This window comes from Bacteroides ovatus (assembly GCF_001314995.1).
GTDB lineage: Bacteria > Bacteroidota > Bacteroidia > Bacteroidales > Bacteroidaceae > Bacteroides > Bacteroides ovatus.
In genome coordinates, this window is record NZ_CP012938.1 from 3741410 (window position 1) to 3757551 (window position 16142).

10 protein-coding genes are annotated in these 16142 nt (G+C 42.0%); 8 read left to right on the forward strand and 2 right to left on the reverse strand.

Translation table 11 applies throughout. The features are described from left to right. The first annotated feature begins 13 nt into the window (after positions 1-13). The 5 genes from Bovatus_RS14750 (at position 14) to Bovatus_RS14770 (ending at position 6375) form a co-directional block, all read left to right on the forward strand. Positions 14-2917 (forward strand): DUF6493 family protein, encoded by a 2904-nt coding sequence (locus Bovatus_RS14750; RefSeq protein WP_052587854.1) that lies wholly within the window; start codon positions 14-16, stop codon positions 2915-2917. A gap of 211 nt (positions 2918-3128) precedes the next feature. Beyond that, complete coding sequence (locus Bovatus_RS14755) at positions 3129-3908, forward strand: M15 family metallopeptidase (RefSeq protein ID WP_004296612.1); 780 nt, start codon at positions 3129-3131, stop codon at positions 3906-3908. 69 nt (positions 3909-3977) lie between these two features. Beyond that, complete coding sequence (locus tag Bovatus_RS14760) at positions 3978-5168, forward strand: class I SAM-dependent methyltransferase (protein ID WP_004296613.1); 1191 nt, start codon at positions 3978-3980, stop codon at positions 5166-5168. Between the two features lie 47 nt (positions 5169-5215). After that, the gene (locus tag Bovatus_RS14765) at positions 5216-5869 is read left to right on the forward strand and encodes a hypothetical protein (RefSeq protein ID WP_004296614.1); all 654 of its coding nucleotides are present in this window, start codon (positions 5216-5218) and stop codon (positions 5867-5869) included. A gap of 20 nt (positions 5870-5889) precedes the next feature. Next, positions 5890-6375, forward strand: coding sequence for a Riean_0653 family protein (locus Bovatus_RS14770; RefSeq protein ID WP_055234439.1), 486 nt, complete (start codon positions 5890-5892; stop codon positions 6373-6375). A gap of 136 nt (positions 6376-6511) precedes the next feature. On the opposite strand, the gene Bovatus_RS14775 is transcribed toward Bovatus_RS14770, so the two are convergent. After that, positions 6512-8362 carry a mechanosensitive ion channel family protein gene (locus Bovatus_RS14775; protein ID WP_004298383.1) on the reverse strand — a complete coding sequence of 617 codons (1851 nt, stop codon included), beginning with the start codon at positions 8360-8362 and terminating at the stop codon, positions 6512-6514. Positions 8363-8489: 127 nt separating this feature from the next. On the opposite strand from Bovatus_RS14775, the gene Bovatus_RS14780 reads away from it, so the two are divergent. Continuing rightward, positions 8490-9479, forward strand: a complete 990-nt coding sequence (locus tag Bovatus_RS14780; RefSeq protein WP_004298386.1) for a calcium/sodium antiporter — start codon at positions 8490-8492, stop codon at positions 9477-9479. Here the strand turns inward: Bovatus_RS14780 and Bovatus_RS14785 are convergent. After that, complete coding sequence (locus Bovatus_RS14785) at positions 9476-11473, reverse strand: DUF2961 domain-containing protein (protein ID WP_004298387.1); 1998 nt, start codon at positions 11471-11473, stop codon at positions 9476-9478. The two genes, Bovatus_RS14780 and Bovatus_RS14785, sit on opposite strands and share 4 nt — an antisense overlap. 309 nt (positions 11474-11782) lie before the next feature. Here Bovatus_RS14785 and Bovatus_RS14790 point away from each other — a divergent pair, with 309 nt between their 5' ends. Then, positions 11783-12760 (forward strand): glycoside hydrolase family 5 protein, encoded by a 978-nt coding sequence (locus tag Bovatus_RS14790; RefSeq protein WP_008642318.1) that lies wholly within the window; start codon positions 11783-11785, stop codon positions 12758-12760. A gap of 119 nt (positions 12761-12879) precedes the next feature. Next, on the forward strand, positions 12880-16131 hold the full coding sequence (locus Bovatus_RS14795) for a SusC/RagA family TonB-linked outer membrane protein (RefSeq protein WP_004298393.1): 3252 nt from the start codon (positions 12880-12882) through the stop codon (positions 16129-16131). Positions 16132-16142 lie beyond the last annotated feature (11 nt).

Genomic DNA, 16142 nt, shown 5'->3' on the forward strand with positions numbered 1-16142 from the left:
TTAATTCATGATTATGACCCTCGAAGAACGCCTCAACGAAATAGTAGAAAAGCAACAGGGGGATGCCATCATCCCCTTTCTGCAAGGACTCACACAGGAAGAACGAAAGAGCCTGGTACCCCGCCTGAACAAACTGGAAGAATACTACAGTAAATTCGTGCAACTTAACAAGAACACATACGGTACACGGGGGACTTCCGCACAGCATCGTATCATCAATCTTACCGCTCTCGTCATCTATTCGCTGAAAGAATTCCGTAAACACCAATGGGGAATCAACACCGAGCAACTGAATGAATTAACCCCGTGGTACGTTCCCTCCTGGCTCGACAGCTTCTTCAAAGAAGGTGAAGGCAAAGAGTTCGGCGGTTTCTACGGAATGGATTACGAAGTCCTGATGGATTGGATAGAGCAGGGAATACTTACTGTGACACCTTCTCCACAAACCATTGCGGGTTATCTGGTGAATTATATGAATAATACTGATTTCCTGCAAAAACGCGAAATCACACTTCAAGAACATATTTGGTATCTCTTTGAATACGACTGCGGACAAAATTGGATGGATAACCGGAATGGCGGACAACCTTATTTTTCTTTCAGATACTTCGTAGAACACGGACAACTAGACCGTATGCGTGTGCTAAAGGAATCTCTGCTCGCTGTCAACCGAAATATGAACAAGAATTTATGCGGCTGGTTTGCAGGCATGTTTACCGCACTTACTCCCAGCATAGAAGAACAACTCGCGTTACAACCGGAAATATTAGCCGTCCTGTCCGCCCCTCACAGTCGCCCAGTCAATATCATGCTCGGACTGCTGAAGGGCTTATGCAATCATCCGCAATTCCGGATCGAAGAGTTTCTGAATCAGACTTCCGTTCTTTTCGCTTCAGATGTGAAGGCAGTCCACCAAAACACATTGGCCGTACTTAACAAGCTGGCAAAAGAAAGAAAAGAATTTCGTGACGCCATCTGTTGTGTTGCCACACAAGGATTAATGAGCCGGGAAGAATCCACTCAAAGCAAGATAGTCAAACTGATCCTGACGTATGGAGAGACGGAATCTACCACATTAAGAGAAGCACTCGCCGTATATACGGAAACGATGTTGGCAAACACTAAAAAAGAACTGAAGGCTTATCTGGAGAATAATGAGTCTGGCCATACTTCTGCCCATAATGAAGCAGCTCCCGCCCACTCCGAGCAGCCCGACAACGATTCCGCCTCTTTCGTGTATGAACCGATACTCCCCATTATCCGTGAGGACAACCGGATACAGGAAATTGCTTCTCCCGAAGACCTGATATTTCTTGCCAGCCAAGTGCTGGATGGGAACGAGATCCATCACTTCGACCTGTTACTCGGTGCCTTAGTGCAATGGGACCGTCAACAGGACACAAAACAAATCTCACAATGGGCCCCCATCCTTCAACGCGCTTACAAACTACTGATGAGCGGAGGAAGTTCACGAAACGGCCTATTAGACCAACTGATGGCAACTTTCCTCCTTGATTATGCAAAACTACTGGTTAAACGCTTCCCTAAAGAAGCAAAAGAGCTAAGTGACTTGCATCAGAAAATGGTACAAAAAGACGAACTGCAGAAAGGTAAATGGAACTATCGTAATCTGCAGAAACTCACCATCCGTCAGAAAACGAACCAAAAAGAGAAATTCCCTGTTCACAAGCAGCTATTATGCCGGACATTAGATCTTTTAGAAAGCAAGGAGAAACCTTTACCCCTATTGTCCACTCCTACCCATACTCCTATGTTTATCGCTCCGGCAACCCTGGTAGAAAGGTTAAAACAATATCAGCAAGCAAACACTGAGCCAGACGATATGGATATGCAAATAGCACTCTCACGAGTGGCATTGGATAATTCATCACAAGAACTTCCTATTATCCTCCAAGACTTAAAGGAAGAATACCAGCGCTTACTTTCTTTCTTGTTGGGAGCAGAAGATGTACTCCCCCAAGCACCCTTCACCCATCCTTCTTGGTGGATGACAGCAGGACTAATCAAGTCGCCGGAAACAATCTACTCCGAATTCAAAGATTTCTCATACAATAAAGGTCCACGCGAGTTCCTGACTGGAAACTTTACGTGGAGAACTTATCTGCGTACTCACTCATATACCGATTACAACAAGAAAGTAGTAGAATGGACCTCCGCAACTCTTACTTTCGATATTCCGGAAAGCAAAAACTCTCATGTCGTCAATAAAGATGAATATAATGAGAGAATCAGTTACCATTCATACGATTCGCATCCGTTAGTGGTCGAAATGTATCCGCTGATAGAGCGCTTCGACGATATACAAAATGACTTGCCACGTTTAGCATGGTTAACTCCCAATATGCCGGAACCATTATTAGTATGGTGTATCCGCAGTGCCATTTACGATCCGATGTTAAATGAGGTTAGGGAAATAGGCATCACCAAAGCTACTATCGAAGCACTTCATCAGTTAAGACATACTTGGCAGGAGGCGTCTTATATTCTGGAAGCCAGTTGTATGTTGGTAGCAGATAAGACTTCCCGTTCTTATGCCGCTGAAATCTGGATAGATCGTGTCGGCAAAGGATGCATAGACAGTAAGCGCATAGGTAAAATCTTAGGTTCACATCAACATACCGGCTGGGGACCGCTGAAAAGACTCACCGACCTGATACAGCAACAAATGATGAATGTCAGTCCCCTGCACAACCGGGAATTGGAGAATCTAATCGTAGCAATGCTGGCCGGACTTCCGGAGAAGCCGATCAAAGATTTAAAGAAGTTGTTGGAGATCTATGCGGAACTGTTATCAATCAACCACAGCAAAGCCAAAGACGAACAGGTTTTGCACCTGTTGAATGTTTGGAAAGGGGGCGCTAATCTGAAGAAAGCAGTGGCTAATATCCAACATTAAGAAGATTGTTGCAACTACTTAATCTCTTACTTTGTGCCACCGTATTGGCACGGCTGTGCCATCGAAGTGGCAAAGTTGTGCCAACGTAGAGGCATAACTGTGCCAATATAGTGGCACGACCTGACCACTTAAACAATCAGGATTTAAAGGTAGCTTATTGGAGCAAAAGCCAAAAAGAAGTATCTTTGGCACACTAAATACAAAAGGTTGAATGATTATTCTAAAATATAGTTTCGCTATCTTCTGTTTGCTGCTGACAGGATGCTCCTTCTTTTCCAGCCAAAAGGAAAAGGAGAACCCCGCCCTGACGGAATATGAATATACGACGGACGATATGCAATCCGGCGAAGAAAGTTCCACCATCTCACCGCCACCGATAGAGCGAAGCGCAATGGCTCTCTACATGGATTCACTGGGACTCGTCAACGTAACCGATCTGGATAGCAGCCTCGTTGTTAAGTTGATGTATACGCAAGCTGATAATTTCACTAGCGAAGTGCTTTACGACAACTTAACGGAAGCCTATCTGCATCCGGATGCGGCATACGCTCTTATAGAAGCACAAAAAGCCTTGAAAAAGCTACACCCGTCTTATAGTCTTATCATTTACGATGCAGCCCGCCCCATGTCGGTACAAAAGAAGATGTGGAACGTAGTGAAAGGAACGTCCAAATACAAATATGTCTCTAACCCAAACCGTGGAGGCGGACTACACAACTACGGACTGGCAGTAGACATCAGTATTCAAGACTCTTTAGGGCAGCCTTTACCTATGGGAACCCAAGTAGACCATTTAGGTGTGGAAGCCCACATCACAAACGAAAACGAACTGGTACATAACGGAAAAATGAGTGAAACAGAACGTCAGAACCGGATACTGCTGCGAAAAGTAATGAAAGAAGCCGGGTTCCGTGCATTACCCAGCGAGTGGTGGCATTTCAATTTTTGCAGCCGGGATGTAGCCAGACAGAAATATAAGTTAATACCATAAATCGGTGCTCGGCAAGATCATAACCGGTGCTCAACGATTCATTGTAATATCCTATAACACAATAACGCCATGATACAAATCTCCCCCGAAACTCAACTTTTTATCCGCGAACATTCATCGGACGATGTACGTGCACTGGCTTTACAAGCTAAAAAGTATCCGGATATAGATATGCCGACTGTCATCACCCAAATTGCTGGAAGACAGGTTGCCGCCGAAAAGATTCCCTCATGGCGAGAAATAGAAGAGATATGGTATCCGAAACATCTGTCGCTAGAGCAATGCTCTTCTGAAATCACTGCCCGCTACAAAGCCCGTCTTTTGCAGGGAGATTCGCTGACCGACCTCACCGGAGGCTTCGGCATAGACTGTTCTTTTCTTGCCACCGGATTCAAGTCCGCCACTTATGTAGAACGCCAGGAAGAGCTTTGTGAAATAGCGGCACACAACTTTCCCATCCTGAATCTAAACCATATAAACGTAAGAAATGAGGATGGAGTAGCCTATCTGCAATCAATGTCCCCCGTAGATTGTATCTTCCTCGACCCTGCCCGCCGCAATGAACACGGCGGAAAAACGGTCGCCATCTCCGACTGCGAACCGAACGTAGCCGAACTCGAAGCTCTTCTGCTTAACAAAGCCAACCGGGTAATGATAAAACTCTCTCCCATGCTCGATCTTTCATTGGCACTAAAAGAGCTGAAACATACGCAGGAAATTCATATCCTATCCGTCAATAACGAATGTAAGGAACTACTCATCCTACTCGGACAAACATCACCGACAGAAATCACCATTCATTGTGTAAACCTCCTCACGAAAGGGACTCAAGAAGAACAACACCTCGTATTCACCCGCGAACAGGAGCAGCGTAGCCAATGTACTTATACCGATTCTTTAGGAAATTACCTTTACGAGCCGAATGCATCTCTTCTGAAAGCCGGTGCCTTCCGCAGCATTGCCGCAGCCTACCCCGTCCGGAAACTGCACCCCAACAGTCATCTTTATACCTCCGATTCTTTCATTGAAAACTTCCCCGGAAGAATCTTCCGCATTGTCAACCAGTGCAGTTTCAATAAAAAAGAAGTAAAGGAGAATCTGGCAGATCTGAAAAAAGCAAATGTGACTGTCCGCAACTTTCCCGCCACAGTGGCCGAACTTCGCAAACGGCTCCATCTGACAGAAGGAGGAGATACTTACTTATTTGCCAGCACATTAAATAATGGGCAAAAAGTCATCATCCGCTGCGAGAAAGTCTGAACTATTTGCTATTTTTGCAAAAAGAAACACAATCTAAACTAATCCCGATGAATCAAACACCCGTAAAAGCGATTCTATTATTAATCGTATTCACGCTGTCCTGTCATACTCGGCTTTTCTCACAGAGAGATTTTGAGCGACATGAGTTCTCGTTTCATGCCGGCTATGGTGTGATGTTTCATAACCCTCCCACGCTAACGCTAAGTACCCACAGCTACCAACGTACACTTGCACAAGGCGTAAGCTGGGATGGACAATACCACTTCCGTCCTCTCAAACGCTTTATCTTCGGAGGAATCTACACCGGATTTTCTTCCAAAGGAAGCCATCTTGAAGGAAAAGACCATTTATGGATTCATTTCATCGGTACGCAAATCGGAATGTGTAATGCCAATACCAAACATTGGCAAATCCGGGTGACAACCGGTCCCGGCGGAGTCATTCTACGGAACAACAGCGAGGTATTCGGCAACACACGAAAAGTAAGAGCCTTCACTATCGGTCTCCTCACTAATGCCAATCTTACCTATAAGCTGAATCCCAACTTGGGAGTCAGTTTAGGAGTGCAATATATGTATAGCGAACTACTTAGAATGAGGACTTACTATCACGAAGAAAAGGTTACTGTAAAACTCAATTCAAATGATGATGTCAACCTCACGCGACTAAACATCACTACGGGATTATCCTATTATTTCTAACATCCACTAAAAAAAGCACTATGAAGAAATATATACTCATTCTCTTTTCCATCATCAGCTTTTGGAGCTGTAAAGAAACGGAAAACGAATCGATCGACATCACCGTTTTGCCTTCTGCCACCACTACAGGAGCCAACACATTCGGTTGCCTAATGGACGGCTGGGTTTATGTGGGAGGGCGATACCTGAATTGGGGACACTCGTATGTATGGACGTATGATTCATTCTACTATTACACAGAAGAAGACAAACTCTCCGTTAATGTTTCAGTAAAGCCCGGTATCAATCTATCTTTCACTATTTTATCGCCCCAAGAAGGCAAAGAATCAACGATTACCGATATAGAGTTCGGAAGAGAAGAGCTGGAAGACGGAACAGCTTTCATAAGCCGTTTCGACACAGAAATGAAAATCATCAGTGTCACATTCGGTAACGGCAAACGGCTGACTAACGGACGTTTTGATATTCATTATACAGAACACGACAGTAGCAAATATCCCCAATAAATGCAACCCAAACACTATAGTGTAAAAATGTTCGACAAAAAACAACTTCCATATAGTAGACGGTTCTGGGTGTAACGGATATTATGAACAAAAACTAATTGCCGAATGAATGGGTACGATGAATGAATTGAAAAAACTATTCAGGTTTACTTTCTTCTCCGGCTTTATTAGAAGGATTATTGCTTTTCTGATACTCCTTGGGAGTGGTCGATTCATTTCCATCCCGAACTGCCATATAGTGCGGTGACATGATTTCAATGCCGGCCTCATTAAATTTATCCTGAATATTCTGATGCAAATCCGAATAAATCTGTGCCATCTTATCTGCCTGTTTGATATAAGCATTAATTTGATAGACCGGATACCAGTCGCTCAACGAAGTTTCCAACACAAACGGACGCGGATCGTCCACCACACCGGGAGTGTTCAACGCAGCATCAATCAATATCTGATTAACCTGCCGCCAGGGAACATCATAGCCGATAGATACTTCCGAGTGAATAATCAATCCATATTCGCGGGCTGAAGTACTGTAGTTTACTGTATGAGACGACATGATAAATGAATTGGGAACAGTCACAACCTCATTTTTAGGAGTCCGGATACGGGTGACAAGAGGAGTTTTTTCGATGATATCACCTGTGGTATCATTCAATTTGATCCGGTCGCCCATCTTGAACGGACGCATATAAGTAATCACCAGTCCGGCAATAATATTACCGATAACCGTACTTGATCCGAGCGAAACGATCAATCCGACAAATACCGAAATACCTTGGAACACACCGGAATCGGAGCCCGGAAGATAAGGATAAATCATCGCAATCATAAATGCATAAAGCAGGAAACGGGCGATATGGAAAGTCGGCATCGCCCAGTCCGGGTAGAAGCCGTTGATTTTGAGTCGTCCTGCTTCCACTTCACGTGCCAGATACAAGACGAGACGCACCAGATACCTCACAGCATACCAAATAACGATAATGGTAAACAACTTAGGAATATAGTCAATGATACCCACAAAGATAGCGCGAATCGGATTCCATATATATCCCAACAGTTGATATGCCAACCCTTCTGTCTGCGGGAAGATGATAAAAATCAATGGTACGGTAAACAGTAGTTGCAATCCCATCAGTATATACCGCCCGATACTGGACAGGAATACTAACAGGTTTGCCTGTTTCTGCGCATCCAGCAATTCATATCCCTGGATAGATACCGGTTTTATCTTCGTGTCTTTCAGACGCAAAATACGCGCTTTCAGTTTACGGAACAACCAGTTGGTCAAGCGGAACAGAAAATACTGTCCTACAATTACCAACACAAAATAGAGCACACGCTTTGCCATTCGCCAAAGTCCGTGCTCCGCTTTCATCTCATGCAGTTTGGCGACAACGTTCTGCTGTCTTTCTTTAGCCAGCGAATCACGAGAGACTCCTTCCCACAAGGCGTCCTGATCGGTAAGAGAAAGCAGTACTTTGCTGCCGTACATCAAATCGGAAACAATGTCCGAATGGTCAATAGCAACAGAATCGGGTTTCAGATTAAAACGTCTTCCTATTTCTTCGATCGCTGCACCGGTCATCTGTGCACGTTGCTGGGGAGTATATCCGCCACGTTTGGTGAAAAGGTAAAATAAGGTATCACCGTCCGCCACTACCGGCATGCCCTTAGTGAACTGCCGCAGGGAGTCGATACGCTGTCGCTGCTGTGCATATTTTACGGAGTCGGCGGTAGCCATCTGGAGCTTCATCTGCTCCATTTCCATCCGCATATTCGCCTCGTTGAGCCGGGCTTCTTCCAATGATTTCCGCATATTCACCAGATGGATAGAATCCGAATCCCGCTTCAAAGGAACATGTCCGCCCGTTATTGTATCTCCGGCAAATATCTTCTTAACCGCCTGTTCCAACTGTGCTTGCGCCCCGATTGCCAGGAAAGAAAAGAACAACACCAGTAACGACCGTTTTATTTTATTTATTTCCATACCTTATATTCCTTGATTATAATTAAGGTTAATCTAACATTTCATTAAAAACAGAGCAAACATACGGATTGTTTTTGACATTACCATTTCCAAATTGATTATCTTTGCCACTAAAAGAGAAAAAAATATGAATATATTATTACTTATCGGGGGATTAATCCTCATTCTTCTAGGAGCTAACGGATTAACAGACGGTGCCGCCTCGGTAGCCAAGCGCTTTCACATCCCTCCCATCGTGATCGGACTTACCATCGTTGCATTCGGCACTTCTGCCCCGGAACTGACGGTCAGTGTATCTTCTGCTCTCAAAGGAAGCGCGGATATTGCCATAGGCAACGTGGTGGGAAGTAACATTTTCAATACGTTGATGATTGTGGGCTGCACGGCCTTATTCGCCCCGATTGTCATCACCCGCAACACACTTAGAAAAGAGATACCGCTCTGCATACTTTCTTCTATTGTCTTGCTGATTTGTGCCAATGATGTATTTCTAGATAAAGCTCCGGAGAATATCCTGAACAGAGTAGACGGCTTATTATTACTTTGTTTCTTTGTCATCTTCATGGGTTACACCTTTGCCATCGCCTCCAAGCCGGGCACAACGGAACAGGCGGGACAGATAGCACCTCCGACCATAGAAGAGGAGACAGAAATCAAATCACTCCCCTGGTGGAAATCCATTCTTTATATCATCGGAGGCTTGGCTGCCCTTATTTTTGGAGGTCAGTTGTTTGTTGACGGCGCTACGGGCATCGCCCGCAACCTGGGTGTCAGCGAATCGATTATCGGACTGACACTGGTTGCAGGAGGTACTTCCCTTCCTGAACTGGCTACGTCTATCGTTGCCGCATTAAAGAAGAATCCGGAAATTGCCATTGGAAATGTAATCGGTAGTAACCTCTTCAATATATTCTTTGTACTGGGATGTAGCGCCAGCATCACCCCTCTCCATCTTAGCGGAATTACCAACTTCGACCTGTTTACGCTAGTAGGTTCCGGTATCCTGCTCTGGTTATTCGGGCTGTTCTTTGCCAAAAGGACTATCACGAGAATCGAAGGAGGGATTATGATACTTTGTTATGTGGCGTACACGGTGGTACTGATTTATAACACTTAATTATTATAACAAAATACCTGATATTCAGCTTCATTCCAAGTATTTTTTCCCTCTTTAGACATAGAAACTGGTACGATACGAATATTTAATGATTTCTTTCCCTTAGTATACTTGGCTGGAATTTCAAAGTCATCTTCCAGCCAGCGTTTATAAGGGTTACTATCAGCTACATACCATAAACGTTCTGTAACCTCTTCACCATCAACAAAAACACGGGCTGCTTGTCGAACATCGTTTTGGTCGCTCAACCTACGCAAACGCACTCCTTCATTTTGAGAAGATATATTCACTCTAAAACTACTAAAACTTTCAAACCGGACGGTTTCTCCTACATATAAAATACGATCCTCATTTCCCTCAAAGAAACTTTCCAATTTTGTTCTGCGTACATTACCCATAGCTTTATAAGAGTGCCGTTTAATAGAACGAGAAGAGTTTAAATCCAAACTATCAGTTTTCACCAGTACATTTTTATCTTGACCATAATAGAATATAGTACCCGAGTGTTCCAAATACTGATTGTTATATTCGCCCGACTCTATTCCAAACTTCAGTTCTGAATAGAAAGGATAACTATCGCCTATACAAAAACGAGTCATAGACCATGGGTTATCCGAAAGACCGTCATACCCTCCCATTGGATGCACTTCAGGCGGGGTCGGGAATCCCCAACCATAACAAACATAACTTTCAGAACCGTCACTCTCAACTTGTGGTGTTCGTTTGCCGTCAATATATACACGAACATCCCCCTCGCAAGAAATGATATGTGAACGTTCGGCATGACATGTAACATGAGCAGCAACCATCTTTCCTCTTCCTTGAATAGCAGCTATCGGACTATCTATTCCTGCCACATGTTTTCGGGTATAATATGGTGTATTACGAAAGTATCCGGTATTAGATGTGGGATAAACCGACCTGGAAACAGCTATTTCTGAGAATCCCAAAGAAACAGGAACGCCACTACGATTTTCAATTATTATCTTCGCATGCTTCCAATATGGCATTGGAAAATAATTATAAAACCAACCGTCTGTGTTATATCCTGACAGCAAATAGTTGGTATCGTGAAAGCCCAAAGAGTTGCCTCCCAAACACGCTAAAGGACATGAAATATCGGGTTGCTGATGAGCATCCCAAAACATATGAATCCATACATCCTGCAAGTGCTGCTCATTAATCTCCGGAAAATAAAATTTTAAAGAACCAATAGCTCCCTCTCCTTTTTCATCCAATAAAGTAATGGATTCGCCAGCATTAATCTTTTGTTCCGACTTACGATGATATGCCAATTGATCTTTGCACAAAAGATTACTTCCTTGTTTCTTCCATAATTGTATCAAAGTATCATAATTCTCCTTCCCGGTAAAGGTCTTGATACCATTGTCCGCATAAGTGTGGTATACAACATGTCCCCAACCTCCTTCACCTTTGGTTCTTTCATAACCTTCCAGTTTCACATCGGTGGTTACACGGCAGCCCTTGTTAAACGGCATTGGAACAAAACTCCGTGCAACACGTATGGGCCCTCTTCCGTTATCAAACGGACCAATATAACTTTCAGCCAAAGGTTTTATAAAAGGCTCTTTCTCTCCGAATTCAGATAAATGTAAACTAAAACGAGGCGTTTCTTCTCCATCAAAATAAAAACGGAAGAGCGGATCACTTGAACTCATATAGCGATGTTGTACAAGATTATAAATACATCCCGGACCATCAACATCAAATATTACCCATTCTCCACGTTGATCCTGGTAAAGACTCCAGTCCCAGTCGGCATTCTTTCCTCTTTTATCAATACTACCTTCATAATGGACAGAGATTCCACGATCTAACAGGGGCAAAGATGCAATATCAACCATTCGAGATATACCATAAGATATACTATCAGTCTGCCAACCCGACTGTGCTACAGAGACTATCGAGCCAATTGCCGACAATGACACAACCCCGAAAACAACAAAACAAACTAAAAAAATACTTCTTTTCATAAGGTGATAAATATAAAATAAAACATGAATCTATCTATAAAATTTAATTCATAAAAGTACGGCAACTTATATAAGCATACAACCACTTTATTATCAAATCAATATACTATTTTAACCTTCAAGCCATCTGTTATCATATTTATTTTCCGGCTTAATCTTTTTTGTATATATAATAAGGTAATATACTCTTGCCTTAAATAAATAGTAAGAAAAGTATCAGTATATGATAACAAAGCACTTTTTTACATATTTTTTTTGTGCTTACTTTGCAACGTCCATCTTATATGTTATACCTAATTTATTATGAAAATGAAGAAAGTCATTTTGTTTATCACCTTATTCTCCATGATATCATTATTCAGTTACAGTAAAGATCCTGTAAAACAATGGGGACAACTACAAGTAAAAGGTAATCAATTATGCAGCCAAACCGGAGACTCTATTGTATTAAGAGGGGTTAGTTATGGCTGGCACAACCTATGGCCCAGATTTTACAATAAGCAATCTGTGAAATGGTTGAAAAAAGATTGGAAATGTACCGTTTTACGCGCCGCCATGGGAACAGTTATTGAAGACAACTACATTGAAAATCCGGAATTTGCATTAAAATGCATGAATAAAGTGATTAAAGCGGCAATTAAAAACGACCTCTATATAATAATCGACTGGCATACTTATTATCCACAAAAAAAAGAAGCAAAAGCATTTTTCTCAATGATGGCACAGAAATACGGAAAATATCCTCATATTATTTATGAAATATACAACGAACCTATGGAAGACAGTTGGGAAAGTGTGAAAGAATATGCAACTGATATTATCTCTGAAATACGTAAATATGATCCTGATAATATCATTCTTGTAGGCAGCCCACACTGGGACCAAGACTTACACCTGGTAGCAGAAAGTCCTTTAGAAGGATTCAATAATATAATGTATACCCTCCATTTCTATGCCGCCACTCATAAACAAGAGTTACGGGATAGAGCTGAAGCAGCATGGGAAAAAGGAATTCCCATTTTTGTGTCTGAATGTGCAGGCATGGAATGTACTGGCGATGGCCCATTAGATATACCAGAATGGACTCGTTGGGTAGAATGGCTGGAAAGCAAAAAGATCAGCTGGGTTAACTGGTCCATTTCAGACAAGAACGAAACTTGCTCCATGATTCTTCCGCGAGCAAACAAAAACGGAGGATGGGACGAGTCTTTAATAAAACCTGCAGGACGTCAAAGCCGTAAGTTTATCCGACAATACAACTCACATATTTATAAAAATAAAGAATGATAAAATAATATCAGTTTTAGGCAAATAACGTCAATAATTTACATTCCTTATTTACTAGCTTTGCATCAATAATAAATGTACGAGATTTTATACTAAAGTTAATTTTAAATTTGATAAAAATGAAAAAGAATCTCTTTTCTTTTCCCCGCTCAAAAGTGCGGATGCTAAAAGGATCAAAAGGAGTCTGGCTCTTTTTGATTATGTTCTGGATGATAAATACAGCTGCATCAGCAGCAGGTATTGAAATTAAAGGTACTGTAACAGACAGTAAAGGTGAACCTCTTCCCGGAGTTAATATTGTTGAGTTAGGAGTTAAAAAAAACAATGGTACCATCAGTGATTTAAATGGTAAATATACTATAACAGTAGAAAGCCAAAAATCTGTTCTTCAGTATACTTTTATCGGTTATAAAACAACAGAAGTCACTGTAGGAAACCGTAAAACAATCAATGTTTCACTCAAAGATGATACTCAATCTTTGGATGAAGTAGTAGTTATCGGCTATGGTACAATGAGGAAAAAAGATTTATCCGGAGCCGTTGCTTCTATTAAAAGTGATGACTTGATGCTTGGTAACCCGACCAGCATTTCCCAAGCCCTACAAGGTAAATTAGCTGGTGTACAAGTAAACCAGAGTGATGGTGCTCCCGGTTCAGGTGTAAGTATCACCATACGTGGTGCTAACTCATTCTCTACAAATTCACAACCACTTTACATTGTCGACGGTATTCCGTTTGAGGTAGGAGATACTCCAAGCAGTAAAGCCAACGAGGGCAACAACTCCACCACTAATCCTCTGTCATTGATCAACCCTAATGACATCGAATCAATCGACATTTTAAAGGATGCTTCTGCAACAGCCATTTACGGTTCTCGCGGAGCGAATGGTGTCGTATTGATTACCACTAAAAGAGGTCGTGCCGGAGACGCTAAAGTTGAGTTCTCGGCCAATTTCGGACTTTCCAAAATAGCCAAAATGGTTAAAATGCTGGATGCTTACACCTATGCTAATTATGTAAATGAGGGTGTAATCAATGGAGCTGCTTATGACAATCTTCCTTATTCATACCTTCCTTATCGTGGTAAATGGAACTACCGTCGCGACGAGAACGATAAAATCGTTCCCAATTCCGGTAAATACTATGCTTCACCGGAAGATTATCTCAATCCGGGTTATCGCGAAGACGAATACGGCAATAAAGAATGGGTAGAAGGCACCAACTGGATGGACGAGATCTTACAAGATGCATTAACACAGGAATACAATCTTAGTGTATCAGGAGGAAATGAAAAGAGCAACTATGCATTTTCAGGCAACTATACAGACCAGACAGGTATTATCAAGAATTCTGGTTATGAACGTTTTGCTGTTCGTGCCAACATCGGAAGCCATGTGAAACCTTGGTTAAATACGGGACTAAATATCAACTTCACCCGTTCGTTAACTAAGTTTGCCAAGTCAAATTCTTATGATTATAGTATCATCCGTTCTGCCATGCTTTATTTACCGACATTATATGTAGGAGACAAGACAGAAGATGATTCTTATGCATGGTTGTCAGCCAATCCACGTACATACGTTAATACAGCTAAAGATGAGCTGAAGTCAATCAATGTATTTACTTCTGCGTTTGCCGAGATTAAAATCCTCGACTGTTTGAAATTCCGTCAGAATCTAGGTATCAGTTATTCAGTAAACGATCGCGCAAGTTACTACAATCGTGAAACAGGAGAAGGTAAAGCATCCAACGGACGTGCTGGTAAAAGTGATAATTTCTGGCAAAACTTAACAGCAGAATCATTGATTACTTTCGATAAGACACTTAATAAGTTACATCATCTCAATGTAGTAGCCGGTTTCACTTACGAAAAATCGGACTGGGGTGGAAAAACAATGAATGCATCCAACTTCCCGACTGACATCACACAAGACTTCGATATGAGTCAGGCATTAAATATTGAAACACCGGCCAGCTATCGAGGACAAGCAGTTCTAGTCTCTTTATTAGGACGTGCCAACTACACATTCAAGGATCGTTATATTTTCACAGCATCATTCCGTCGTGACGGTTCAAGTCGTTTCGCTCCGGGAAATAAATTCGCGAACTTCGCTTCAGGAGCAGTAGCATGGACCATATCGGAAGAAGAATTCATCAAAAACCTGAATATATTCAGTAACTTAAAGTTGCGACTCAGCTACGGTCAAACCGGTAATCAAGCTATCAGCAGTTATCAGACTATCGCTTCACTTGCACCATCCAATTACCCTCTGGACGGAACATTAAGCAGCGGATTTGCAGGACAAACTTACAAAGGTCCTTTGAATGATAAACTCAAATGGGAAACAACCGATCAATATAATGTCGGACTCGACATGGGATTCTGGAATAACAGAATTAGTTTATCCGCTAACTATTATTACAAGAAAACCAATGACCTGCTACAAAATGTATCTATACCGAACAGTACTGGTTATACTACAATGTGGACGAATTTCGGCCATGTAAAAAACAAAGGACTTGAACTAACTGGTAAAATCATTGCATTAGATAAAAAAGACTGGAGCCTAGACTTCGACGGCAACATCTCTTTTAATAAAAATGAAATCGGAGGTTTAACAGCTGACCAATATGCTAACCAATTATGGTATAGTGCCAAAGAAGTATTTCTGCAAAGAAACGGACTACCTATCGGAACAATCTTCGGCTATATAGAAGACGGCTTCTATGATAATATAGCAGAAGTCCGTGCAGATCCAATATATGCTAAAGCATCTGATGATGAGGCTCGCAGAATGATCGGTGAAATCAAATATCTGGACAAAAACAATGACGGAAAAATAACGTCAGAAGACCGCGCCATCATCGGTGATACCAATCCTGATTTTATTTATGGTTTGAACGCCAATTTGCGATGGAAAAATCTGACTTTGGGATTGTTCTTCCAAGGAACTCATGGAAATGATATTTTTAACGGAAACTTGACTAATATCGGAATGAGCAGTATTGCAAACATCACTCAAGATGCTTATGATTCACGCTGGACACCAGAGAATGCAGCTAACGCCAGATGGCCCCGCGTCACTACTGCAATGACTCGTGACATGAAACTCTCCGATCGTTATGTAGAAGATGGTTCTTACTTCAGACTAAAAACAATCAACTTAAACTACAATTTCGGTTCAGTCATAAAAGGTATTAGCAATTTGTCTGTTTTCGGTACAGTAACAAACGTATTCACGATTACAGGTTATAGTTGGTTTGATCCGGATGTAAACGCCTTTGGTTCTGACGCTTCTAGAAGAGGAGTTGATATTTTCTCATACCCGAGCAGCAGAACATATTCAATAGGTTTTAAATTAACTTTATAATCTCAAGAAAT